This is a genomic window from Pseudomonas sp. FeN3W (genome assembly GCA_030263805.2).
GTDB lineage: Bacteria > Pseudomonadota > Gammaproteobacteria > Pseudomonadales > Pseudomonadaceae > Stutzerimonas > Stutzerimonas stutzeri_G.
Map to the genome: position 1 here is coordinate 1,155,859 of CP136010.1, position 23,152 is coordinate 1,179,010.

A 23,152-nucleotide genomic window follows, 5' to 3' on the forward strand; every position below is an offset into this window, starting at 1 on the left:
AAGCATGCCCACCCATGAATAAGTGGTCAAGCGCAGCGCTTTGTAGCAAAGTCTGCGATTTTTCCCGACCGAGCCGAAACATGCGTAGCCAAGCCCTCCGCGCCGACTTTCTGATGCTGATCACCGCCATGATCTGGGGCACGGCCTTCGTCGCCCAGCGCGTCGGCATGGACAACATCGGTCCCTTTCTATTTACCGGCCTGCGCTTCACCCTGGGCGCTCTCGCGCTGCTGCCACTGGTGATTTACCAGGGTCGCACCAAAGCCCGGCACGAACCCTTTCTGCAGCGTGGCCTGCTGCTGGGCGGCCTGAGCATGGGGCTTGCGCTGACTGTGGGAATCAACCTGCAGCAGGTCGGCCTACTGTTTACCAGCGTGACCAACTCAGGATTCATTACCGGACTGTACGTAATCGTGGTGCCGCTACTGGGACTGATCATTGGCCACAAGACCGGCCTCGGAACCTGGCTTGGCGCCTTTCTCGCCGTCGCCGGCATGGCGCTGCTGAGCATCGGCGAGGACTTCACCGTAGCCTCTGGCGACTGGATCCAGTTGGCCGGCGCCTTCGTCTGGGGCCTGCACGTGCTGCTGGTGAGCTTCTTCGTCAGCCGCCACGACGCGATCCGCCTGGCCTTCCTGCAGTTCGCCACCTGTGCCGTGGTGAGCCTGCTGCTGGCATTGATCTTCGAAGAGATCGAGCCAGCCAGCATCTGGCTCGCCGGGCCGGCCCTCATCTATGGCGGATTGTTCGCCGTTGCGGTTGGCTACACGCTGCAGGTCGTTGCACAGAAGCATGCGATAGCCTCCCATGCGGCGATCATCCTCTCGCTGGAAGCGGTGTTCGCCGCCATCGCGGGCGCACTGTTCCTCGAAGAAAGCCTGACGCTGCGCGGCTACATGGGCTGCGTATTGATGTTCATCGGCATGCTCGCCGCACAACTCTGGCCACGCAAAGCCGAGCCGCTAACAACGGCGAGTCCAGCCAAGGCCTGAAGGCCAATCGCGTCAGCGCACAGGCTTCAACGCCAGATGCGCGGCGTTCTGCAGGTCCGGCTGGCGATGATACTTGGCACCCAGATAGTGCTCGGTGAACACGTCGAGCAAGGCGTCGAGCATGTTCGCCGCGTTCGAATCACCAGCCAGATCCAGACAGAGTGCAGCGACCTCGGCAGTGCACAGATGGTCACTGCGGGTGGACCGACGCAGCCGGTAGCGCGATAGCACCTCGGGGCGCAGGCTCAGCACCGGCAGGCCATCGAGGTAAGGGCTCTTGCGAAACATCTTGCGCGCCTCGGTCCAGGTGGCATCGAGCAAGATGAACAGCGGGCGCTTACCGTCCTCCCGCTCGACTTGCTCGATCACTCTCCGCGATTCGGCGTATTCGCCCGGAAAGATCACCAGTGGCTGCCATTGCGGATCGGCCAGCAGCGCCAGCAATCGCGGGTCCACGCCCGTGCGCTGCCAGGTGAAGGCGAAGGTATCGCGTACTACATCGGCAATCAGCCAACCCGTGTTGCTCGGCTTGAGCGGCTCGATATCGTGCATCAGCAGACAGACACCGCAATCGCTCTCGATCGTCGGCAACCAGGGACAAAGGCAATGGCTGGACGGGACCCGGCAGCGTTCGCAGCGCGGCGCCCGGGAGCCGCGGGCAACGAAGGGCTTGAGGCTTTTCGCCAGGCGTTCGCTGCGCAGACGGGCTACGGCATGGGGCATGAATCGACTCGAGGGTGACGATGAAGCGCGGCAGTCTACCAGCGCGCAGGCATCTGCTGCCCGGCACCGTTAAATGAACCGCACCACAGGCAGCCGGTCGAAATAGCGCAGTCAAAAGGAGACCGCCATGTATCGTCTGACCACCCTGCTCGCTCTGAGCCTCGCCCTTCCCGCTGCCCACGCCGCCTCGTTGCAGGAGCAACAGCTGAATCAGCTGCTCGAGCAGGTCGCCCGCGAAAGCAGTGTCGGAACGCCCCGCGCGATCAACGAAGACATTCTCGACCAGGGCTACACCGTAGAAAACAACGTGTTGGTAAACCACCTCAGCGTGCAGCCACGCCATGCGGCGCAAATGCGCGACAATCCCGCCGATGTGCGCAGCCAGCTCGCCGTCAGCGTTTGTGGCAACGAAGGGCTGCGCAAGCTGATGAGCCAGGGCGCGGTGCTGCGCTACGACTTCAGCGAGTACCAGAGCAACAAGCCCATCGCCAGCGAGCGCTACAAGGCCTCGGACTGCGGCCGCTAAAAGGTGAAAGCAGGCGGGAGCAGGCCACGGCCCATCCCGCCAGGCTTATTGATCAAGCATCGCCCCGCAGTATCTGCGGATCACCCCTGCCGGCCACCGCGGCAGCCTCGTCCCTGGTGAGCAGTGCCGTGCGCGGCACGTTGCGCAGGCGTGCGCAGGCCGCGAGCACATTCGCCCAGCTGGCGCGGTTGGCGAACTGCATGCCGAACTCATCCAGCGTACCGCCGCGGTTGCGATAGCCGAGCGCCGAACACTTGCGCGCATCCGGCAGAATCGGCCACAGGTGACCACGCGCCACTTCCGGCCGCATGTGCGTCAGCAGCACGCGCATCTCCATCGCATCCGGGAACAACCGCTCAGCTACACCTTCGCTGGCGCGCGCCTCGACTTCCCAATGATCGCGCGGCCCGCGGAAGCGACCCGGCTCCTGCAGATAGACCAGTCGATAAGCGCAGTCGGCCTCCTTGAGCCGCTTGGCCGCACGGAGCATCTCGCCCAGCTGATAGCTGCCGTTGGCAATCAGCAGCAATGCCTCGTTGCCCGGCTGCTCCTCGACCACGATGGCACCATCGCGCGCCAACTGCTCGGCCTGGGCCTGATCGAAGTAGCACGGCCGGTCGCGTTTGGGCATGACCAGGCAGGCCAGCTCGCCACGCGCCTGGTAGATCGATGGCAGCAGCGCCAGGGCGCTGTTGTGGTCGGCCGGAAACAGCACCCGGACCATATCGCTCATCTCACCAAGCAGCGCCTCGCAGAAGGTGGTGTCCTGGTGCGACTGCTGATTCTTGCCGTTCTCCCAAGTGTGCGACGTCGCGATCAGCGGCCAGCCGAGCCAGCCTGCTGGCCTGCCGATCTCCTTTTGCTGCCGGGAAAAGATGATGCTCTGCCGCACTACGCCCAGCATCTTCACGCAGAAGGCCTCGTAGCTGGCCACCAGATTCAAGCCGCCCTGGTTGGCAAGGCAGGCGGAGACCACCGCCTCCTCATTGAGGGCGGTAATGATGGCGCCATCCACGGCCTCCAGCTCGCTTTCCGGCTCGATGACGCGATGCTTGAGCGCCTTGAGCACGCCGCCCAAACGGTTGCTGGCCAGCTCGTCCGGGTTACCCACCCGCGGCCGCAACGCGGGGTTGGCGGCCGTCAGCTCGACGAAGAAACGATCGACCGCTGCCATGGGTGAACAGGCGTCGTCGCGGTAATTCAGCTTCGGCATGGTCGGCGCAGGCGGGCGACGCGAAGCGAGCGGATTATCGCGCTCCAGCTCTCGCCCCTGGCGACTGCGCGTGAACAGCGCCAGTGAAGCAACCAGCTCCTGTTGCGGTACGAACAGACGCGCCGCGTATTCGTTGAACAGGTCGCGCGACTGCTCATCCCGGCTCGGATTACCCGGCAACGGCAGGTTGTGCGCTGCGTTGCTGCCGGCACCATAGAAGCCGAAGCCTTTCACCGTCTCGGCGATGCCATAGGGCATCGGTAGCGGATAGTTGAGAATGCCGCGTGCCTTCTCTTCCACGCGCCGTTCCAGGCGCAGCTCCATCTCCCACAGGGTGGTGACGAAAGCAGCGGGATCACGCCCATCGAACGGCATCGGGTCGAAGCCGCACTGGCTCAGGTGCTGGCGGAAATCCTCGAGCCCTTGTTCGGTGCCAAGCGCAGTGCGCTGCTCGATTCGCCGGCCGTTGGCGATCATCACCGGCAGCGCGACGCCGCAATCTTCGGCACGCCACCAGCGGGGAATCCAGTCACTGCCGCGCTGTTCTTCCGCCGCACCATCGGAGAGGAAGGCCACCAGCGTCTCGCCCGGCAGCGGCATGTGCGCATATTGCAGCTCGGCAAAACCGAGATAGCCGCCCTCGGCGATGCCGCCAGCAGTGTGCGGATTGACATGGCTACCCAGCGGCGCGAGTGGACTGCCGTCGGCCGCCTGGCCGTAACCGTAGAAATCCTGCAGCAGGCGATTCATGCCCGCCTCGCCGCCGACATAGGTTTGCGCCTGCTCCGGATGCAGGTTGCCCGTCAGCAGGTTGAGCGCATCGACGGCCGCCACACAGTGGCCCTGCCCCATAAGCCAGGCGCGGGTACGGCCAGTCAGCGCATTCAGGGCCAGGTAACCGGCATAGGCCGGCACCATGTTCAGCGCGCCGCCGGTATGTCCTTCGGGGTTCTGTTTGAAATCCTCGGCCGTCAGCGGCGAGCCGTCCAGACGCACCTGGCGCGCGTAGGTCATGTGCACCACCAGCCAGAGTCCGGCGCTGGCGACCCGATCGACCGCCTGCAGCAGCCGGTACACACTGGCCAAATCCGGCTGATGACCTGCCTGTACCAGCTGATGGGCCAACCGGAACACCGCCGCCTGGGTCTCCAGCGCGTGCTCGAACGGCCCGAAACCTACACGCCAGGTGGCGAACTCCGGTTCGGCTTGCGCGTGTTGATCCAGCTCGACAAGGCTGGGCAGTAGCTGACTCATGGGTTCACTCCGTTGGTAAGCGGGTTGTGCTGTAGTCTAGGCAGCGCTCGATTCGTTATCTCTGATATGTATCAAGTGGTCATGGCAACCGAGCGGGCAAGGTGGACATCATCGTACAGACAGGAAGGCAACATGGCTTTGCTCAGTTTTCTAGGCGCCATTCAGCAGGTCACCGGCTCCTGCTATCTCATTGAGACCCATGATGGTGCAAGGGTTCTGCTCGAATGCGGCATGCATCAGGGCCGCCGGGAAGAAGCCGGCGGCGACCGCAGCGCGTTCGCCTTCGACCCCAAGACGCTCGATGCGGTGGTGCTGTCTCACGCGCATATCGACCACAGCGGCCTGCTGCCGCGCCTGGTCGCCCTCGGCTACCGCGGCGCGGTGCACTGCACCGATGCCACCGCTGAGCTGCTCGAACTGATGCTGCTGGATTCGGCGCAGATTCAGGAAAAGGATGCGGAGTGGGAAAACAAGTGGCGCGCACGGATCGGCAAACCCATGATCCAGCCGCTCTACACCCGCGTCGACGCCGAGCGCATGTTGAGCCAGCGCACCCCCCACGCCTATGGCGAGACGTTCGATGTCGCGCCAGGTGTCGCGGTGGCCTTCCACGATGCCGGTCACATCCTCGGTTCATCGATCGTGCAGTTGGATGTGCACGACCATGGCCGAACGCGGCGCGTGGTCTTCTCGGGCGACCTGGGCAACGATTGCTCGCCGCTGATGCATGCGCCAACCGTGCTCAAGGAAGCCGACGTGGTGCTCATGGAATCCACCTATGGCGACCGCAATCACCGCAGCCACGAAGACACCATCGAGGAGCTGGCCGGCATCCTGCAACAGGCTCACCGCGATGGCGGCAACGTGCTGATGCCCTCCTTCGCCGTTGGACGCACCCAGGACCTGATCTACTACCTCGGGCGCTTCTACCGTGAGGGCCGCCTGCCGCAGCAAGCGGTTTTCCTGGATAGCCCCATGGCCATCGGTGCCAACGCTATCTACTCACACTACAAGGATCAGCTGGATCTCGATGGCATCGACAATGCCCTTGGCGGAGCCAGCGGCAAGCTGTACGCCGAGCGCTGGTTGCCGATCCTCAGACCCACGCCGACACCGGAAGAATCGATGGCAATAAACCGCTTCAAGAGCGGCGTGATCATCATCGCCGGCAGCGGCATGTGCACCGGCGGGCGCATCCTTCACCACTTCAAGCACAACCTCTGGCGCGAGGAATGCCATCTGGTGATTCCCGGCTTCCAGGCACGCGGTACGCTCGGCCGTGCCATCGTCGACGGTGCGAAAAGCGTCAAGCTACTGCACCAGCGCATCGCCGTGAATGCCAAGGTACATACCCTCGGCGGGTTCTCCGCGCACGCCGGCCAGTCCCAGCTGATCGACTGGGTCAGCAACTTCGAAAGCCGTCCGGAGCTCTACTTGGTGCACGGCGAGCTGGAGAAGATGCAGGTACTGCAACAGACCATCCGTGAGCGTCTCGACTGGGAGGCACGCATTCCGGAGCCCGGCGACCGAATCGCCCTCTGAAGGCGGCACGCCGAAGCCGCTTGCGGCTTCGGTCAGCTACGCGCCACGCAACCGGCTTGAGCCGGTTGACCGCACCCTATAGCCTGAACGCGACGCTCATACATGGAGATGTTGTATGTCCTTTGATTCGGATGACTACCTGTCGCGGCATTTCAAGACCAGCGGAGCCGAACTGGAAAGCAAGCTCGATGAGCTGACCGCGTTGGTCGTTCCGGAAAACAGTCCGAACCTCTCCCTGTACCGGGAGATGCTGGTAACCGTAACGCGCATGGCCCAGGCCGACCGCAGCCGCTGGGATGCCAAGATCCTGCTGCAGACGATGCGCGAGATGGAGCACGCGTTCAGCCGCCTCGACCAGTTCAAGCGGCGCCGCAAGGTAACGGTGTTCGGCTCAGCCCGAACGCCGGTCGAGCATCCCCTGTATGCGCTGGCTCGGCAGTTGGGCTCCATCCTTGCGCACTACAACTTCATGGTCATCACTGGCGCCGGTGGCGGCATCATGGCCGCGGCCCACGAAGGTGCCGGACGCGACAGCAGCCTGGGGCTGAACATCACGCTGCCTTTCGAGCAACATCCCAACCCGACGGTCGGCGGCACCGAGAACCTGCTGTCATTCCACTTCTTCTTCGTGCGCAAACTGTTCTTCATCAAGGAAGCCGATGCGCTGGTGCTCTGCCCAGGCGGGTTCGGCACACTGGACGAAGCACTGGAAGTGCTGACACTGATCCAGACCGGCAAGAGCCCGCTGGTGCCGATCGTGCTGCTCGACGAGCCTGGCGGCACCTACTGGAAAGATGCACTGCAGTTCATGCGCGATCAGCTGGAGGAGAATCGCTACATCCTGCCCAGCGACATGCGATTGATGCGTTTGGTGGACGATGCGGAGGAAGCAGCCAGGGAAATCGCCAACTTCTATCGCAACTTTCACTCGAGTCGCTGGCTGAAGGATCGTTTCGTACTGCGCCTTAACCACGCACTGAACGACCAGGCGATGGACTACCTGAACGCGGAGTTCACCGATCTGTGTCTGAAGGGCGTATTCGAACAGCAGAACTGCTGCGAATCGGAACTGGACGAGCCGGAACTGCAGCGCCTGCCGCGCTTGAGCTTCGTCTTCAACGGCCGCAACCACGGTCGCTTGCGAGAGCTGACGGACTACATCAACGAACCGGCCAACTGGGCGCGGCCGCTGGCGAGCGAGGATTGATGCCCTTTGCTGGCCCGAACTCTGGGTATGGCGAGTGCTTGTAAGGCTAGTCGGCTTCAGCGTTGACTGCTCGCCGACGCGCACAGCCAGCCATAAAGCCCCACCTCCGGTTCAATCTGCCGAACTACCGCCGCGCAACATTCGGCTGATCAACTCCAGCGGATAACCGCGATAGCTGAGAAAACGCCCCTGCTTGGCCCGCTCTTTGGCGTCAGCAGGCAAGCGTCCAGCGAACTTGCGCTGCCAGAGCTCGCGCAACTGCTCACCCCAGTCGAAACCACTGTCACGCAATGCCTGTTCGATATCCGTTCTGGGCAACCCGCGCTGGGCCAATTCCTCGCGGATGCGCAACGGCCCATAGCCGGCATTGGCCCGGCTTCTGACAAAGCTTTCGAGATAGCGGGATTCGGAAAGCAACCCCTGCTCGCATAGACGATCCAGGGCCTGCTCGATCAACTCAGGAGGGGCGCCACGCTGGCGCAGCTTACGGGCCAGCTCGACGCGACCATGTTCGCGTCGAGCCAGCAGGTCCATGGCCGTCCGCCGTACCGCGACGGGATTATCGAGCACGGCAGCCATGGGGATCAGAGATCGGCGTCAGCCAGATCTTCGCTTACCGCGTTCGCCTTGCTACCACCGGCGACCACTAGCAGCTTGTCGCGGATCTGCTGTTCGATCTCGCGACCGATTTCCGGATTGTCTTCCAGGTACTTGGCGGCATTGGCTTTGCCCTGGCCGATCTTATTGCCCTTGTAGGCGTACCAAGCGCCGGACTTCTCCACCAGGCCCTGCTGCACGCCAAGATCGATGACCTCGCCATTGCGGTAGATACCCTTGCCATAGAGGATCTGGAACTCCGCCTGACGGAACGGTGGCGCCACCTTGTTCTTCACCACCTTGACACGAGTCTCGCTACCAACGACCTCGTCACCTTCTTTAACCGCACCGGTACGGCGAATGTCCAGACGAACCGAAGCATAGAACTTCAGCGCGTTACCACCGGTAGTGGTTTCCGGGCTGCCGAACATCACGCCGATTTTCATGCGGATCTGGTTGATGAAGATGACCAGGCAGTTGGCGTTCTTGATGTTGCCGGTGATCTTGCGCAGCGCCTGAGACATCAGACGGGCCTGGAGGCCGACGTGTGCGTCGCCCATCTCGCCTTCGATTTCGGCTTTGGGCACCAGCGCCGCCACGGAGTCGACGATGATCACGTCGACCGCATTGGAGCGCACCAGCATGTCGGTGATTTCCAGCGCCTGCTCGCCGGTATCCGGCTGCGAAACCAGCAGGTCGTCGACGTTCACGCCCAACTTGCCGGCGTAGTCCGGGTCCAGCGCATGTTCGGCGTCGACGAAGGCGCAGGTGGCGCCCATCTTCTGCGCCTCGGCGATGACCGAGAGGGTCATGGTGGTCTTGCCGGACGATTCGGGACCGTAGATCTCGACGATTCGTCCCTTCGGCAGGCCGCCGATGCCCAGCGCGATATCCAGGCCCAGCGAGCCTGTGGAGATGGCCGGAATCGCCTGGCGATCGTGATCGCCCATGCGCATCACTGCGCCCTTGCCGAACTGCTTTTCAATCTGGCCCAGGGCTGCAGCCAAGGCGCGCTTCTTGTTCTCGTCCATCGAATCCTCACTTGATCAAGAGGGCCAGAGGCCACAACAACTGTATAAGTAGCCAGTATTAGAACATAGGCAAATTTACTCGCCTAGCCCCGAAACTGTTTTTCTCCGGCCGTCAGCGCAAGCAGCCCTTGCAACGCCGCCGCGACTGTCTGCTCACGTACAGCCTGGCGATCGCCGGCGAACAGATAGCGTTGGACCTGCAGATGAACGTCATCGGCCCAGGCAATCCAGACCGTGCCCACCGGTTTTTCCGCTGAGCCACCACCAGGCCCGGCGATGCCGCTGACGGCCACTGCGAAGCGCGCACCACTGTTCTGCTGCGCTCCGCGCGCCATCGCCTGCACCACTTCGGCGCTGACCGCGCCGACCTGATCGAACAGCTCCGCCGGTACGCCGAGCTGGCATGTCTTCTGAGCGTTGGAATAGGTGATATAGCCGGCCTCGAACCAGGCCGAGCTGCCGGCGATACGGGTGATGGCCTCGGCGATGCCGCCACCGGTGCAGGATTCCGCGGTGCTGACCTGCGCACCCAGTCGTTGCAGCGCCTCGCCCAGCTGCGCGGCCAGTTCAGTGAGATTCATCAGGGCTCCGGCCAAAGGAAAGTGGCCGATACCCTACACCAGCGGGCGACCGAGTTCAGCCCATCCGCGTTGCCAATGGTCGAGATGCGCCTCGGCGATCAGGCGTCCTGGCGAACCGGCAGGACGGCAGGCTCGCCGATACGCCGTCCGCGACGGCTTACCACCGCATCACCATAGCGCTGGATGGGATCGGCAAGGGTTCGCTTGACGAAGAAGCCGAACAGCGTCACCAGCAGCAGCATCGCTGCGATATAGAAAGGGCCGGGAATGGCCAGCGCGCCGGCACCGAAGCCCAGCCGCTCGGCGATCGCGAATACCGACGGATGGGACAGGAAGACGATATAGCCAATCCCGCCTAACGGTGCGATCCAGCTCAGCCCCTTGCCGCTGATGCGTGTCGCGGTAATGAAGACCGCAATACCCACCGCGTAGCTGATGAAGTAGCGATACCAGGTTTCGCCGAGACCGGTATCGCGCGAGTAGGCCAGCACGCAGATCGGCAGCAGAAACAGGTAGAACAAACCGACCGCGATGCGTGCGTAATATCCGGTATCGGCCGCGCGACCATTATCCGTGGCTTTCCACAGCGCACCGAGGAAACACACGCTCAACATCAGAGGCAAGGCCACCGGCAGCTTCATTTCCAGCTTGTAGCGCAGGAACGCGAGCAGCAGGGTGAAGCCGTACTGGGCCAGCAGAAACAGCAGATCGCGCTTGGCCGAACCGCCCAGGCGCAGCGCGAACATGACGATGCACAGCACATAGAAGGTCAGTTCTATCTGCAGCGTCCAGTACAGACCGATCACGTTTTCGACGAATACGAAGCCTTGCAGCATCGTCGCGTTGACGGCGATGACAGCCGGACTGAATACCCGTGCCGGATCGTCCCAGGGAAACATCACGCCGAGCAGCAGTGAGAGCCAGTACAGGGGAAACAGCCTGAAGAAGCGCTGATAGACGAACGCCGCGACAGGCCGTTCGTAGCGATGGCGACTCTTGTACAACGCCGCGACGACGAAATAGCCACTCAGGGCGAACAGCACCAGCACGCTGATCTTGCCGACATCCAGCACCGTTTTGCTGACAAGAAACAGATCGCTGGTCAGTCCATCGAATTGGCCGTCACGCTTCATTTTTGCGATCAGATGAGAATAGGCGACGCACAACGCCGCAACGCCGCGCAGGGCGTCGAGTCCGAGTAGTCGAGACATGTCTGCTGCTCACTTGACCAGGAAGGTCGCCAGCATTACTGCAGGAAGAACTGACGCGAGGGGGTAGACAGGCATTCGCCAGAGTGGGACGGCCGGGGCTGCAATCCACCGGGCGGCGAAGCATGAGCGACAATCAGGCAAGCTACCGCGACAGGCACCGAGGCCTGCACAACTGCGCAATCGAGGTCGCAGGCTTGGCGTACAGGAGGCACAAGGCGCACCGGCAACCTGTCGACAGGCCAGAGTTACCAACAGCACCGGTTCGCTTGTCAACGCGTTCTGCGCGTCGCCCGACAGATGACACCTGACCAAGAACTGGCCCACGTCGTCACCTGTCGAGCCGCTCAGCCCGTGTTAACCTTGCCGGCTTTCCCGCGGGAACCTGCCGCCCCGGACGGCTCGACCGAACGTTATCCGAGCAGCCTTCCCCGCCACTCAACGAACCGCACGCAAACCGATGACCAAGCCCAACGCCGACCTCTCCGCCCATACGCCGATGATGCAACAGTACTGGAAGCTCAAGCGCGAGCATCCGGACCAGCTGATGTTCTACCGCATGGGCGATTTCTATGAGTTGTTCTACGACGATGCCAAGAAAGCTGCCGCGCTGCTCGACATCACCCTGACTGCGCGCGGGCAGTCGGCGGGCACGGCGATCCCTATGGCGGGTATTCCTTTTCATTCCGCCGAAGGCTACCTGGCGCGGCTGGTGAAGCTTGGCGAATCAGTGGTGATCTGCGAGCAGATCGGCGATCCGGCGACCAGCAAAGGGCCGGTGGAGCGCCAGGTGGTACGTATCATCCCCCCTGGCACGGTGAGCGACGAGGCGCTGCTCGATGAGCGCCGCGACAACCTGCTGGCGGCGGTGGTCGGCGATGAGCGCCTGTTCGGCCTGTCGGTGCTGGACATCGCCAGCGGCCGCTTCAGCGTGCAGGAACTCAAGGGCTGGGAAACCCTGCTCGCGGAACTGGAGCGCTTGAGCCCGGCGGAACTGTTGATTCCCGACGACTGGCCACAGGGCCTGCCGCTGGAGAAACGCCGCGGCGTGCGCCGCCGCGCCCCCTGGGATTTCGATCGTGATTCAGCATTCAAGAGCCTCTGCCAGCAGTTCTCCACCCAGGACCTCAAGGGTTTCGGCTGCGAGAACCTGACCCTGGCCATCGGCGCCGCCGGCTGCCTGCTCGCCTACGCCAAGGAAACCCAGCGCACCGCCCTACCCCATCTGCGCAGCCTGCGCCACGAGCGCCTCGACGACACGGTGATCCTCGACGGTGCCAGCCGGCGCAACCTGGAGCTGGACGTCAACCTGGCCGGCGGTCGTGACAACACGCTGCAATCGGTCATGGATCGCTGCCAGACCGCCATGGGCTCGCGCCTGCTGACCCGCTGGCTGAACCGCCCGCTGCGCAACCGCGAGACCCTCGAAGCGCGCCAGGACTCGATCACCTGCCTGCTGGAGCACTACCGCTTCGAGCAGCTGCAGCCGCAACTCAAGGACATCGGCGATCTGGAGCGCATCCTCGCCCGGATCGGCCTGCGCAACGCCCGTCCGCGTGATCTGGCGCGCCTGCGCGATGCCCTGGCCGCACTGCCGCAGCTGCAAGCCGGCATGCAGGAGCTGGTCGCACCACATCTGCTGGCACTGGCAAAAAGCATCAGTACTTACCCGGAGTTGGCCGAGCTGCTAGCGCGCGCCATCATCGACAATCCGCCGGCGGTGATCCGCGACGGTGGCGTGCTCAAGACCGGCTACGACGCCGAGCTGGATGAGTTGCAGTCGCTCTCCGAGAACGCCGGCCAGTACCTGATGGACCTGGAAACCCGCGAGAAGGCGCGCACCGGGCTGGCCAATCTCAAGGTCGGCTACAACCGCGTACACGGCTACTTCATCGAGCTGCCGAGCAAGCAGGCGGAATCGGCGCCGGCCGACTACATCCGCCGGCAGACGCTCAAGGGCGCCGAGCGCTTCATCACCCCTGAGCTGAAGGAGTTCGAGGACAAGGCTCTGTCGGCCAAGAGCCGTGCCCTGGCCCGCGAAAAGCTGCTCTACGACGAGCTGCTGGAAATGCTCATCGGCCACCTGGCACCGCTGCAGGAAAGCGCCGCCGCACTGGCCGAGCTGGACGTACTGAGCAACCTGGCCGAGCGCGCGCTGAACCTCGACCTGAACCGCCCGCGCTTCGTCGAGCAACCGTGCATGCGCATCGAGCAGGGTCGCCATCCGGTGGTCGAGCAGGTATTGGAGACACCTTTCGTCGCCAACGATCTGGGACTCGACGACGCCACCCGCATGCTGGTCATCACCGGGCCGAACATGGGCGGTAAATCGACCTACATGCGCCAGACCGCGCTGATAGTGCTGCTGGCGCAGATCGGCAGCTTCGTCCCGGCAGCCGCCTGCGAGCTGTCGCTCGTGGACCGCATCTTCACCCGCATCGGCTCGTCCGACGACCTGGCCGGCGGGCGCTCCACCTTCATGGTGGAAATGAGCGAGACCGCCAACATCCTGCACAACGCCAGCGATCGCAGCCTGGTGCTGATGGACGAGGTGGGTCGCGGCACCAGCACCTTCGACGGCCTGTCGCTGGCCTGGGCGGCGGCCGAGCACCTGGCCCGCCTGCGCGCCTTCTCCCTGTTCGCCACCCACTACTTCGAGCTGACCGTGCTGCCGGAAAGCGAGCCGGTGGTGGCCAACGTGCACCTCTCGGCCACCGAGCACAACGAGCGTATCGTCTTCCTTCATCACGTGCTGCCGGGGCCGGCCAGCCAGAGCTACGGCTTGGCGGTGGCGCAATTGGCCGGCGTACCGGGCGAGGTGATCCAGCGCGCGCGCGACCATCTGTCGCGGCTGGAAACCACCAGCCTGCCTCACGAAGCGCCGAGAATAGCGCCCGGCCAGCCGGCACCACCGATGCAGAGCGACCTGTTCGCCAGCCTGCCGCATCCGGTGCTCGAGGAATTGGGGCGGATCAATCCCGATGATGTGACGCCGCGCCAGGCGCTGGACCTGCTATACAGCTTGAAAACTCGCATTTGATACGCCGCGAAAGCTGCTAGAATCGCGCGCATTTTTTTGATAAGCGGCATTTGCCTGTGCCGCCTACTCGCAGGGGCGTCACCGTAACGCCTACCTGACACGCCTGAGGAGATAGCTAGACATGACCTTCGTCGTCACCGACAACTGCATCAAGTGCAAATACACCGACTGCGTGGAAGTCTGCCCGGTGGACTGCTTCTACGAAGGCCCGAACTTCCTGGTGATCCACCCGGACGAGTGCATCGACTGCGCACTGTGCGAGCCCGAGTGCCCGGCCCAGGCGATCTTCTCCGAAGACGAGGTACCGGAGGATCAGCAGGAGTTCATCGAGCTCAACGCGGATCTGGCGGAAGTCTGGCCGAACATCACCGAGAAGAAAGACGCCTTGGCCGATGCCGAAGAGTGGGATGGCGTGAAGGACAAACTGCAGTATCTGGAGCGCTGATCGCCAGCCGAATCCAGACAAAAAAATGCCCGCAGCGATGCGGGCATTTTCATTTTTACTACCGTAAGACGTCGACCGGTCAGGCCTTGTCGATGCCTTTTTTCAGGGTGTCTTTCACATCACCCTTGACCTGCTGGGCCTCGCCCTTCACTTCCTGGCGCTGGCCTTCGGCTTTCATGCGCTCGTTGTCGGTCGCCTCGCCCACGCCTTGCTTGATCTTGCCGACGGCTTCGTTGGTGTTGCCCTTGATCTTGTCTTCAGTACTGCCCATGGCGAACTCCTGGCTTCTCATTGGTGACATAGGGTGGACCGCCCACGCGAAGCGTTAGTTTCCCCCGGCCATCGGAACGGAACGGCTCACGCGTGGCGCGAAGGCAGCAGACGACGCAGCAATGGCCGCCCCGCCAGGTGCAGAAAGACCGGCGCGCCCACGATGAGATAGAAGTAATAGGTCACGAAACGCCAGATCAGAATCGCCGCCGCCGTCGTCGACTTGCCTACCATCGGGGTCAGCAGCGCTGCCGATGCCAGTTCGGCACTACCGGCACCACCGGGCAGCAGGCTCAGTTGGCCGGCGGTCAGCGCCAGTAGCTGGACGAGAAAGGTCCAGGCCCAGGCCAACTCGCTGCCCAGGCCGCGCAGCGTCAGATAGAGCACGCTGAAGCGCAGCAGCCAATGCAGCGTGGTCAGCCCGAACACCGCAAGCAGAAGACGACGCGGCAGGCGAAAACAGTCGACCAGCGCATTTCGGAAGCCCAGCACCTTGCGTGCCCAACGGCGCTTGCGTGACGGTTTCATGCCAAACCGGCCAACCAGCCAGCCATTGAGCAGAAATACCTGCCGGTGGAAGCGGCCGAGCAGCGCCAGCAGCACCATCACACCGATCAGTAACGCGACGCTGAAGCCCAGCAGGCTGGCGATGTGCGCGTTGAGCTTGTGGGTCAGTGCATAGAACAGCACACCGACCAGGGCGCAGGCGAAGAACAGCAGATCACTCAGCTGCTCGACGGCATAGGTCGCCGTGCCCTTGGCCGGCGCCACGCCCTGGCGCATCAGCAGCGCCATCAGGGTCAGCGGCCCGCCGGCTCCCCCGGGCGTCGCACAAATGGCGAATTCGGTGGCCACCACGATGCCGAATGCGCGGCGCTGCCCCAGCTTTCGCCGACCGAGCAGCAGGCGCAGGCGCAGCGCATTCAGATTCCAGCCGACCAGCACCATGGCAAGCATGGAGGCCAACAAGCTGCCCGGAAAATGGCGCAGCCGTTCGAACAGGCCGGTGCCGCCAAGCAAAAGCGGCACCATGGCCGCCGCGAGCAAAGCACCGCCCAACAACCACCAGCGCCGGTTCATGCCACGGCGCTCGTCTGGCGGTATCGGCGCAGCCAGTCGATCTTGGTCAGCGGGGTCCTGCCGTCCCGCAGCAGACGCTCGAGCACATCGAGCCAATAGCCCCGGGAGAACTCGTGGCGCATATCCACCGGATGCAGGCCCAGCCGCAGCAATGGCGCCTGCCGGCTCTGCCGTAGCTGCCGTTCGCTGACCAGCCAGGACACACCACGGCGCCAGGGGCTGCGAGCACTCCAGACCAGCCCCGGCGCCCTGATCGGAGAAAAATCAGGCAGCAGATAAAGATGGCCTGGATCACTGGTATAGGTCAGCCCGCTACGGGCCAGTACCCGCCGCGTGCCCTCGCTCATCAGCCAGGCGGGTGCGACGAAGCCATGCAGCGGCCATTGCTGGCGCCGGAACAGCTCCAGGCCACGCGCCAGCCGCTCGCCCGCAGCCTGTTCGTCGAGGCCGTAGAACTCGCCTTCATGGGTATATATCCGGCGCATGAACCAGTCCCGCGGCGTCTTCGGTGCGGGCTCGAGATCGGCGTGGTAGCAGCCGTGCAGCACCAGTTCGTCACCGCGCTGCACGCGCTGGTCCAGCAGCCGGCGGAAATCCGGCTGTCGCTCCAGCGGATTGCGCTGATGAAAGTCCGGGACCACCAGCCAGGTGATCGGCACACCGCCGATGGCGTCCACCGCCTCGACGAAGGGCCGGTAGTCCGGCCAGGTTTCCGCGGCCACGTCGTGCAGCACCAGCGTCAGAGCCGCCTCAGCCATGTACGGCTACCGGCAGGTCCGCCGTGCCGAGCACCGCGTGGTAATGGGCGAGCAACCCCGCCACCACGGCATCCCAGGCATGGTGCGCCTCGACATGCTGGCGCGCCTGCTGCCCGAGCAGCCGTGGATCGTCCTCGAACAGCTCGCGCACGGTATGCGCCATGGCCCTCGGGTCCAGCGGCCGGCACAGGCGCCCACTGTAGAACGGCACCAGCTCCGGCAACGCACCGGCACGCGCGGCGATCACCGGAATACCGCTGGCCATGGCTTCGAGCGCCACCAGGCCGAAGGTTTCCTGATTGCCGGCATGCAGCAGCACATCGCTACTGGCCATGTAGCGCGCCACTTCGCTGGCACAACAGAAGCGGTCGATCACCGTGACGTTGTCCGGCACCCGCTGTGGCATGCTCGAACCCACCAGCAACAGGTGATAGGGCTTGCCGAGCTGGCGCGCGGTTTCCAGCAGGATGTGCAGGTTCTTCTCCCGCGAACCGCGTCCGGCAAAGATCATCAGCCGGGTGTCGTCGGCCAGGCCCAGCTCGCGGCGCAGACCGGCATCGCGCCGCTCGGGGCGGAAGGTGTCCAGATCAACCCCCAGGGGCTGCACGAAGACATTCTTCACGCCGAGATGAATGAGCTTGTCGGCCATCACTTCGCTGGGTGCCAATACCCGATCGAAACTGCCGTACAGCTTTGAAACGTAGCCGTTGAGGTTGGTACCCAGCCAGCTGCCGATACGGTTGCTGACCAGCAGCGGCAGATCGGAATGATAGAAACCGATGACCGGAACATTGAGCCGGCGCCCGGCATCCAGTGCCGCCCATGCGGTCATGTAGGGATCGCCGACCTCGATCAGATCGGGGCGCAGCGAACGCAGCAGATTGCGCCAGGGCGCGCGGCGGATTGGAAAGCGATAGCCCTTGCCAAAGGGCAGAATCGGTGCCGGCACCTCATAGAGGCCATCGTTGTGACTGTAGTCGCCGCCCGGCACCAGAATGCTGTGTCGCACGCCGGAGTAGAGCTGCAGCCTGCGATGCTTCGCCTCGAGGTAGGTGCGCACGCCACCACTGGCGGGCGCATAGAACATGGTCATATCCGCGATATGCAAGGTACTTCTCCGTCGGTCCCATAGCAGAACTCCGGCGCACCGGGCATGTCGCGCGCCGGCAACATGCTCCGCAATCCCTGCGGAATAATTCTGTAATGAAATAGATGACCGTTACGTAGAAGGGTTGTTCGCAGCGGAGCGCCAGACGGCGTCTCAGGCGTTCGGCACCTTCTCGCCCGGATCCTTGCCTTCGACCGAAGCGTGTTCGATCACCGCGTTCAGTTCGGCACCGAAGAGCAGCACCGCCGAGGAGATATACAGATAAAGCAGCAACACGATGATGGCGCCGATGCTGCCGTAGGTCGCGTTGTAATCGGCGAAGTTCTGCACATAGATACCGAACGCGATCGAGGCGAGAATCCACACCAGCACAGCCAGCACCGAGCCCGGCGTGATAAAGCGAAACTCCTGCTTCACATCCGGCGCCACGTAGTACAGCAGGGCTACCACCAGCATCAGCATGAGCACGATCACCGGCCAGCGCAGCCAGGTCCAGAGCAGCACGACGACGTCCTTCAGGCCGACCTGAGAGGCCAGCCACTCCATCACCTGCGGCCCGACGATCATCAACCCGGCCGACAACAGCAGCAACACGGCGGTACCCACCGTGTACGCCAACGAAAGCAGGATCAGCTTCCAGCTCGGTCGCCCCTCCTCCACGTCGTAGGCACGATTCATCGCATTCATTAACGTGCGAAAACCGACCGAAGCCGTCCACAGCGCCACGACGATACCGAACGACAGCAGCCCTGCCTTCTGTTCCTGCAACTGGTCAATGACCGGATTGATCTGCTCCATCGCCATCGGCGGCAAGGCCAGTGCGGCCTGCATGCGCAACCAGTCGAAGAAATTCTGCAGATCGAGAAAGCCGAGCAAGGCGATAAGAAACAGCAGGAACGGAAACATCGAGAACAGGCCGCGGTACGCCAGCGCCGAGGCATAGGTCGACATGTCGTCGTTGCCGAATTCCTTGAACGTACGCTTGAGCAAGGTCACGGCCCCGATACCGCGGGTGTCCAGCATGGCCATCGATGTGTCCCCAATCAGTGAAATGTGCGGTCTAGAAAATGGGACGACCGCTCTGCTGGAGAGTTCGCTGCTGAACATCTGACGCAGCCGGTGCACCGGGAACGTTTTCAATGCGTGCCCTGTCACACAAGGGCAGATTGGCATCAGCCCATTCCGGGTTGATTCGCTCGACGAGCGTAGGCCACTACCCGCAGAGGACGACAGGATGTTTTCCAGCTATCTCTATGAAGCCGCACTCATTTATGGCCTGGTCTTCACTTCGGTGGGGTTCGTGCTGGGCATGTTCTATAACAACCGCAAGGTCTTCCAGCTGGAAGACAAGGTGCAGCGCCTCAAGCGCACTGTGCGGCACCTGCAGCGCAAGGTCGAGCCACCCGCCGCCTCGATAGGCGTTCAGCGCGCGCGAAGCAGTGCAGGGTTGAGCAGCGTCCGCTGAACGACAGGCGTGCATTCCCGGGTGGTCAGCTAGATATCGCAAGCAGTTCGTTGGCGCTCGAATTTACGAAGCCCAAGAACGCCTGGGAACTTTCCCGACTGACGGATATAAGCCGCAGGCCAGGCCAGCCGGGGACTTTGTGGCCTGCGACAATAAAGCGCCCGGCGGCACAACAAACATTGAAACTTTTTCTTACACGTTCACGTCCGAGCCAAAGGAGCTCAGGGGAAGGCGGCCACGATGGCCGTAGCCCGAGCGAGCACCCAATGATGGACCGAGGATGCCGCAACGCCGATCAGGAAGAATTGCCGGCGATGTGGCGCCAGGACTGAATGGATGACTCGCCCCGCCTTGCCGGCGGCCTGAGCAGCGATGCACGTATGCTGAGCAGGGATAGGGAAGATGCTTTTCAATTCAGTGGAATTCATCGCCGGCTTTCTTCCGGTGGTGTTGATTGGATTCTTCGTGCTGACCGGATCGGGCCGACAGCGGCTCGCGGTGATCTGGCTGACCGTCGTCTCGTTGGTGTTCTACGGCTGGTGGAACCCGGTCTACGTACCGCTGCTGGTCGGCAGCATGCTGGTCAACTATCTGCTCGGTGGCTACCTGCGCCGACACCCCTCACGTCTGGTGCTCGGGCTGGCGGTCGCGGCCAACGTGCTGCTGCTGGTCTACTACAAATACACCGGCTTCCTGCTCGGTACGCTGGATGCGGCGCTGGATCTCGGTTGGCGGGTGGAAGACATCATCCTGCCGCTGGCGATCTCCTTCTTCACCTTCCAGCAGATCGCCTACCTGGTCGATGCCCATGACGGCGTGGTGGAAGAACACGACTTCGCCAACTACTGCCTGTTCATCAGCTTCTTTCCGCAACTGATCGCCGGGCCGATCACCCACCACGGGGAAATGCTCGCGCAGTTCAACGACCGCGACAGCTTCCGCGCGCGCATCGACAACCTGTCGCTGGGCACCACGGTGTTTCTGCTCGGGCTGTTCAAGAAGGTGGTGATCGCCGACACCCTCGCGCTGAAAGCCACGCCGGTCTTCAGCCTGGCTGCCGACGGCAGCATCCCGGCGTTCTACGATGCCTGGACCGGCGCGCTGACCTACACGCTGCAGATCTACTTCGACTTCTCCGGCTACAGCGACATGGCCATCGGCCTGGCGCTGCTGTTCGGCATCAGCCTGCCGGCGAACTTCAACAGCCCGTTCAAGGCGCGCAACGTCATCGACTACTGGTCGCGCTGGCACATGACGCTGACGCGCTTCCTCACCGCCTACATCTACAACCCCATCGTGCTGCGCGTGACCCGCGCGCGCATGGCGGCCGGCAAGCCACAGCCACGGCGCGGCAAGATGACGGCCGGTACCTTCTTCGCACTGGTCGCCTACCCCACCGTATTCACCATGTTCATCTCCGGTATCTGGCACGGCGCCGGCTGGCACTTCGTCGCGTTCGGCCTGCTGCACGGCTTCTATCTGGTGGTGGCCCATGGTTGGCGGGCCTGGAAGGCGCGTCAGGGCTGGAAGCTGGACAGCGATATCTGGTGGCACAAGGCCGCGGCCGTTGCGCTGACCTTTGGCTGCGTGGTGGTGGCGATGGTGTTCTTCCGCGCCAGCGACGTACCGGCGGCCATGGCGATCCTCGCCGGCATGCTCGGCCTGAGCCCGACCAGCACGGCGATGGATCGCTCCGACTTCGTCTATATCGCCGCGTTGCTGGTGTTCGTCTGGGGCATGCCCAACGTGCAGCAGTGGATGGGCCACTTCCGCACCGCGCTCAACTTCCAGGCCCAGCCGCACTGGACCGAACGGCTGCTGCCGGTCAGCGCCTGGCGCCCATCGGCGATCCACGGTATGGCGGTCGGTGTGCTCGGTTTCTTCGCCCTGGCGATCGCCTTTTCCATGGCGCCGACCGAATTCCTCTACTTCCAGTTCTGACCACGACAAGGAGTCCCAGGCATGCAACAACTTCACTGGCTGCCGGCGCACCCGGACCTCTCCGCCGCGATCAGCCAAGCCAAACGTATCGATGATCCGCTGCAGCGCCTGTATGAAGCCGTCCGACTGGCATCCTATCAGCGGGATTTCACCCTGACCGCACGGCTGGACAAGCTGGCCGCCGCGGGTATCGAACAGCATGCCGCGGCGGCACGGCTGACGCCGCTGCGGGTGGCGCTACTGTCCTCGCATACGGTCGATCACCTGCTGCCGGCCATCCGCGTGGCCGGGCTGCAACGGCGTCTGGCGCTGTCGCTGCACGTTGCGCCCTATGGCATGTACCGCCAGGCATTGTTGGCCGATGATCCGGCGCTGAACGCCTTCGCCCCGCAAATGGTGCTGCTGGCGCTGGACGCCCATGACGCGCCGCTGCAACTGCCCCTGCAGGCAAGCCAGGCGGAGGTGGATGCCGCCGTGGCGGAACGCGTCGATGAGCTGCGCATGCTCTGGCGCCGGGCCCGCGAGCGCTATGCCGCGCAGGTGGTGCAGCAAACGCTGGTGCCGGTCACGCCGCCACTGTTCGGCGCTTACGAAGCACTGGTGCCGGCTTCGCCGCGGGCAGTCATCGAACGGTTGAATGCCGCCATCCGAGCCGCTGCCCGTGGGGATGGCGTGCTGCTGCTCGATCTTGCCTGGCAGGCGGCTGCCTATGGCGACGGGCTGGCCGAGCCGGTGCGCTGGCACCAGGCCAAGCAGCTGGTCAGCCCGACCCTGGCACCGCTTTATGGCGAACACTTTGCGCGGATCGCGGCAGCCACTGCCGGGCTGTCGCGCAAATGCCTGGTGCTGGATCTGGACAACACGCTCTGGGGCGGCGTGATCGGCGACGACGGCATCGACGGTATCCAGCTCGGCCAGGGCAGCCCCAGCGGCGAGGCATTTCTCGCCTTTCAGCGTTATGCCGCGCAGCTGGCGCGCCGCGGGGTGATCCTCGCGGTGTGCAGCAAGAACGACCTGCACGTTGCCGAAGCAGCCTTTGAACATACCGAGATGGCACTCAAGCGCAGCGATATCGCGGCCTTCGTCGCCAACTGGGAAGACAAGGCCGGCAACCTGAGGCGCATCGCGAGCATCCTCGATATCGGCCTGGACAGCCTGGTCTTCGTCGACGACAACCCTGCCGAGCGCGACATCGTGCGCCGCGAGCTGCCGGAAGTCGCCGTACCGGAGCTGCCCGAGGATGTCGCCGACTACCCCGCGCGCATAGCCGCGGCGGGCTATTTCGAGGCCGTGTCCTTTACCTCCGACGACGCCGAACGTGGCCGCAGCTATGCGTTGAATGCCGAACGCAAGGCCGCGCTGAGTCAGGCCACGGACATGGACGGCTACCTGCGCGGGCTGCAGATGGTGCTGCGCGTCAGCCGCATCGGCACCGCCGAGCAGGCCCGCGCCACCCAGCTGATCAACAAGACCAATCAGTTCAACCTCACCACCCGCCGCTATACCGAAGCCGAAGTCGAGCGCATGGCCAGCGATCCGCAGGCCATCGCGCTGGCCCTGCGGCTGGAAGACAAGTTCGGCGATAACGGCCTGATCAGCGTGGTGCTGGCGCGACCGGATGCAGCCATCGAGGCTGACGAACTGCTGATCGACAGCTGGCTGATGAGCTGCCGGGTGCTGGGACGCGAGGTGGAGCAAGCGGTGCTCGAGGTGCTGGCCGATGCGGCAGCGGCTGCCGGCTGGCGCGCCCTGGTCGGCGAATACCGCCCCACCGAACGCAACGGTATGGTCGCCGAACACTACCCACGGCTGGGCTTCGAGCAGCGACCCGCGCCTGCCAACGCCACCAGCGATGCAAGTTTCTGGCGCTACGAGCTGGCCTCGCGCGCCCTCATCCATCATCACATTCAGGTGCAAGCATGAACGAAAAGGACATTCTCCAGGCGCTGACCCAGGTCTTCCACGACGTGTTCGACGATGACGACATCGTCCTCACCCCCGAAACCACCGCTGACGACATCGATGGCTGGGATAGCCAGACCCATGTATTGCTGATCGTGGCCGCCGAGCAACGCTTCGGCATCAAGTTCCGCACCGCCGAATTGGAGTCGCTGAAGAACGTCGGCCACTTCGCCCAGTTGATTCAGACCAAACTCGGAGGACGTTAAGTC

The 23,152-nt window shown here is 63.5% G+C and carries 21 protein-coding genes; 10 read left to right on the forward strand and 11 right to left on the reverse strand.

Translation table 11 applies throughout. The features are described 5' to 3' along the window. Window positions 1–80 precede the first annotated feature (80 nt). Window positions 81–992, forward strand: a complete 912-nt coding sequence (locus P5704_005265; GenBank protein WOF79905.1) for a DMT family transporter — start codon at window positions 81–83, stop codon at window positions 990–992. 12 nt (window positions 993–1,004) lie between these two features. Here P5704_005265 and P5704_005270 read toward each other — a convergent pair whose 3' ends face one another. After that, on the reverse strand, window positions 1,005–1,715 hold the full coding sequence (locus P5704_005270; protein WOF79906.1) for a tRNA-uridine aminocarboxypropyltransferase: 711 nt from the start codon (window positions 1,713–1,715) through the stop codon (window positions 1,005–1,007). A gap of 127 nt (window positions 1,716–1,842) precedes the next feature. On the opposite strand from P5704_005270, the gene P5704_005275 reads away from it, so the two are divergent. Continuing rightward, a complete protein-coding gene (locus P5704_005275; GenBank protein WOF79907.1) occupies window positions 1,843–2,241 on the forward strand; it encodes a PA3611 family quorum-sensing-regulated virulence factor in 399 nt (132 codons plus the stop codon). A gap of 52 nt (window positions 2,242–2,293) precedes the next feature. Here the strand turns inward: P5704_005275 and P5704_005280 are convergent, their stop codons facing one another. Next, window positions 2,294–4,708, reverse strand: coding sequence for a xylulose 5-phosphate 3-epimerase (locus P5704_005280; protein ID WOF79908.1), 2,415 nt, complete (start codon window positions 4,706–4,708; stop codon window positions 2,294–2,296). A 132-nt stretch (window positions 4,709–4,840) separates the two neighbouring features. On the opposite strand from P5704_005280, the gene P5704_005285 reads away from it, so the two are divergent. After that, entirely contained in the window at window positions 4,841–6,250 is a 1,410-nt protein-coding gene (locus tag P5704_005285) for an MBL fold metallo-hydrolase (GenBank protein ID WOF79909.1), read from the forward strand. A gap of 115 nt (window positions 6,251–6,365) precedes the next feature. Then, entirely contained in the window at window positions 6,366–7,457 is a 1,092-nt protein-coding gene (locus P5704_005290) for an LOG family protein (protein ID WOF79910.1), read from the forward strand. A 111-nt stretch (window positions 7,458–7,568) separates the two neighbouring features. On the opposite strand, the gene recX is transcribed toward P5704_005290, so the two are convergent. The 4 genes from recX to P5704_005310 all read right to left on the reverse strand — a co-directional run bounded on the left by recX (window position 7,569) and on the right by P5704_005310 (window position 10,877). Then, window positions 7,569–8,036 (reverse strand): recombination regulator RecX, encoded by a 468-nt coding sequence (gene recX, locus P5704_005295; protein WOF79911.1) that lies wholly within the window; start codon window positions 8,034–8,036, stop codon window positions 7,569–7,571. Window positions 8,037–8,041: 5 nt separating this feature from the next. Beyond that, the gene (gene recA / locus P5704_005300; GenBank protein WOF79912.1) at window positions 8,042–9,085 is read right to left on the reverse strand and encodes a recombinase RecA; all 1,044 of its coding nucleotides are present in this window, start codon (window positions 9,083–9,085) and stop codon (window positions 8,042–8,044) included. A gap of 83 nt (window positions 9,086–9,168) precedes the next feature. Next, a complete protein-coding gene (locus tag P5704_005305; GenBank protein ID WOF79913.1) occupies window positions 9,169–9,666 on the reverse strand; it encodes a CinA family protein in 498 nt (165 codons plus the stop codon). A gap of 98 nt (window positions 9,667–9,764) precedes the next feature. After that, entirely contained in the window at window positions 9,765–10,877 is a 1,113-nt protein-coding gene (locus P5704_005310; protein WOF79914.1) for an acyltransferase, read from the reverse strand. Window positions 10,878–11,334: 457 nt separating this feature from the next. On the opposite strand from P5704_005310, the gene mutS reads away from it, so the two are divergent. After that, window positions 11,335–13,914, forward strand: a complete 2,580-nt coding sequence (gene mutS / locus P5704_005315; protein ID WOF79915.1) for a DNA mismatch repair protein MutS — start codon at window positions 11,335–11,337, stop codon at window positions 13,912–13,914. A gap of 121 nt (window positions 13,915–14,035) precedes the next feature. Next, the gene (locus P5704_005320; protein ID WOF79916.1) at window positions 14,036–14,359 is read left to right on the forward strand and encodes a ferredoxin family protein; all 324 of its coding nucleotides are present in this window, start codon (window positions 14,036–14,038) and stop codon (window positions 14,357–14,359) included. A gap of 79 nt (window positions 14,360–14,438) precedes the next feature. Here the strand turns inward: P5704_005320 and P5704_005325 are convergent, their stop codons facing one another. The 5 genes from P5704_005325 to P5704_005345 form a co-directional block, all read right to left on the reverse strand. Continuing rightward, entirely contained in the window at window positions 14,439–14,630 is a 192-nt protein-coding gene (locus tag P5704_005325) for a CsbD family protein (GenBank protein WOF79917.1), read from the reverse strand. An 86-nt stretch (window positions 14,631–14,716) separates the two neighbouring features. Beyond that, a complete protein-coding gene (locus tag P5704_005330; GenBank protein WOF79918.1) occupies window positions 14,717–15,709 on the reverse strand; it encodes a lysylphosphatidylglycerol synthase transmembrane domain-containing protein in 993 nt (330 codons plus the stop codon). Next, entirely contained in the window at window positions 15,706–16,467 is a 762-nt protein-coding gene (locus P5704_005335; protein WOF79919.1) for a DUF2334 domain-containing protein, read from the reverse strand. Before P5704_005335 ends, P5704_005330 begins: the two co-directional genes overlap by 4 nt. Next, window positions 16,460–17,575, reverse strand: a complete 1,116-nt coding sequence (locus P5704_005340) for a glycosyltransferase family 1 protein (protein WOF79920.1) — start codon at window positions 17,573–17,575, stop codon at window positions 16,460–16,462. The genes P5704_005335 and P5704_005340 overlap by 8 nt, the downstream gene beginning before the upstream one ends. Window positions 17,576–17,728: 153 nt before the next feature. Beyond that, the gene (locus tag P5704_005345; protein ID WOF79921.1) at window positions 17,729–18,604 is read right to left on the reverse strand and encodes a YihY/virulence factor BrkB family protein; all 876 of its coding nucleotides are present in this window, start codon (window positions 18,602–18,604) and stop codon (window positions 17,729–17,731) included. A 205-nt stretch (window positions 18,605–18,809) separates the two neighbouring features. Between P5704_005345 and P5704_005350 the strand changes: the two genes are divergently transcribed. From P5704_005350 to P5704_005365, 4 genes are all read left to right on the forward strand, one after another. Beyond that, window positions 18,810–19,040, forward strand: a complete 231-nt coding sequence (locus tag P5704_005350) for a hypothetical protein (protein WOF79922.1) — start codon at window positions 18,810–18,812, stop codon at window positions 19,038–19,040. Between the two features lie 402 nt (window positions 19,041–19,442). Then, on the forward strand, window positions 19,443–20,981 hold the full coding sequence (locus P5704_005355; protein WOF79923.1) for an MBOAT family O-acyltransferase: 1,539 nt from the start codon (window positions 19,443–19,445) through the stop codon (window positions 20,979–20,981). Between the two features lie 21 nt (window positions 20,982–21,002). Further along, window positions 21,003–22,904, forward strand: a complete 1,902-nt coding sequence (locus tag P5704_005360; protein ID WOF79924.1) for an HAD-IIIC family phosphatase — start codon at window positions 21,003–21,005, stop codon at window positions 22,902–22,904. Continuing rightward, window positions 22,901–23,149 carry an acyl carrier protein gene (locus P5704_005365; protein ID WOF79925.1) on the forward strand — a complete coding sequence of 83 codons (249 nt, stop codon included), beginning with the start codon at window positions 22,901–22,903 and terminating at the stop codon, window positions 23,147–23,149. Before P5704_005360 ends, P5704_005365 begins: the two co-directional genes overlap by 4 nt. The last annotated feature ends 3 nt before the right edge of the window (window positions 23,150–23,152 follow it).

Excerpts from the sequence above, each read along its gene's own strand:
- P5704_005265 (WOF79905.1), top strand. The coding sequence starts at position 81 with ATGCGTAGCCAAGCCCTCCGCGCCGACTTTCTGATGCTGATCACCGCC.
- P5704_005270 (WOF79906.1), bottom strand. The coding sequence starts at position 1,715 with ATGCCCCATGCCGTAGCCCGTCTGCGCAGCGAACGCCTGGCGAAAAGC.
- P5704_005275 (WOF79907.1), top strand. The coding sequence starts at position 1,843 with ATGTATCGTCTGACCACCCTGCTCGCTCTGAGCCTCGCCCTTCCCGCT.
- P5704_005280 (WOF79908.1), bottom strand. The coding sequence starts at position 4,708 with ATGAGTCAGCTACTGCCCAGCCTTGTCGAGCTGGATCAACACGCGCAA.
- P5704_005285 (WOF79909.1), top strand. The coding sequence starts at position 4,841 with ATGGCTTTGCTCAGTTTTCTAGGCGCCATTCAGCAGGTCACCGGCTCC.
- P5704_005290 (WOF79910.1), top strand. The coding sequence starts at position 6,366 with ATGTCCTTTGATTCGGATGACTACCTGTCGCGGCATTTCAAGACCAGC.
- recX (WOF79911.1), bottom strand. The coding sequence starts at position 8,036 with ATGGCTGCCGTGCTCGATAATCCCGTCGCGGTACGGCGGACGGCCATG.
- recA (WOF79912.1), bottom strand. The coding sequence starts at position 9,085 with ATGGACGAGAACAAGAAGCGCGCCTTGGCTGCAGCCCTGGGCCAGATT.
- P5704_005305 (WOF79913.1), bottom strand. The coding sequence starts at position 9,666 with ATGAATCTCACTGAACTGGCCGCGCAGCTGGGCGAGGCGCTGCAACGA.
- P5704_005310 (WOF79914.1), bottom strand. The coding sequence starts at position 10,877 with ATGTCTCGACTACTCGGACTCGACGCCCTGCGCGGCGTTGCGGCGTTG.
- mutS (WOF79915.1), top strand. The coding sequence starts at position 11,335 with ATGACCAAGCCCAACGCCGACCTCTCCGCCCATACGCCGATGATGCAA.
- P5704_005320 (WOF79916.1), top strand. The coding sequence starts at position 14,036 with ATGACCTTCGTCGTCACCGACAACTGCATCAAGTGCAAATACACCGAC.
- P5704_005325 (WOF79917.1), bottom strand. The coding sequence starts at position 14,630 with ATGGGCAGTACTGAAGACAAGATCAAGGGCAACACCAACGAAGCCGTC.
- P5704_005330 (WOF79918.1), bottom strand. The coding sequence starts at position 15,709 with ATGAACCGGCGCTGGTGGTTGTTGGGCGGTGCTTTGCTCGCGGCGGCC.
- P5704_005335 (WOF79919.1), bottom strand. The coding sequence starts at position 16,467 with ATGGCTGAGGCGGCTCTGACGCTGGTGCTGCACGACGTGGCCGCGGAA.
- P5704_005345 (WOF79921.1), bottom strand. The coding sequence starts at position 18,604 with ATGGCCATGCTGGACACCCGCGGTATCGGGGCCGTGACCTTGCTCAAG.
- P5704_005350 (WOF79922.1), top strand. The coding sequence starts at position 18,810 with ATGTTTTCCAGCTATCTCTATGAAGCCGCACTCATTTATGGCCTGGTC.
- P5704_005355 (WOF79923.1), top strand. The coding sequence starts at position 19,443 with ATGCTTTTCAATTCAGTGGAATTCATCGCCGGCTTTCTTCCGGTGGTG.
- P5704_005360 (WOF79924.1), top strand. The coding sequence starts at position 21,003 with ATGCAACAACTTCACTGGCTGCCGGCGCACCCGGACCTCTCCGCCGCG.
- P5704_005365 (WOF79925.1), top strand. The coding sequence starts at position 22,901 with ATGAACGAAAAGGACATTCTCCAGGCGCTGACCCAGGTCTTCCACGAC.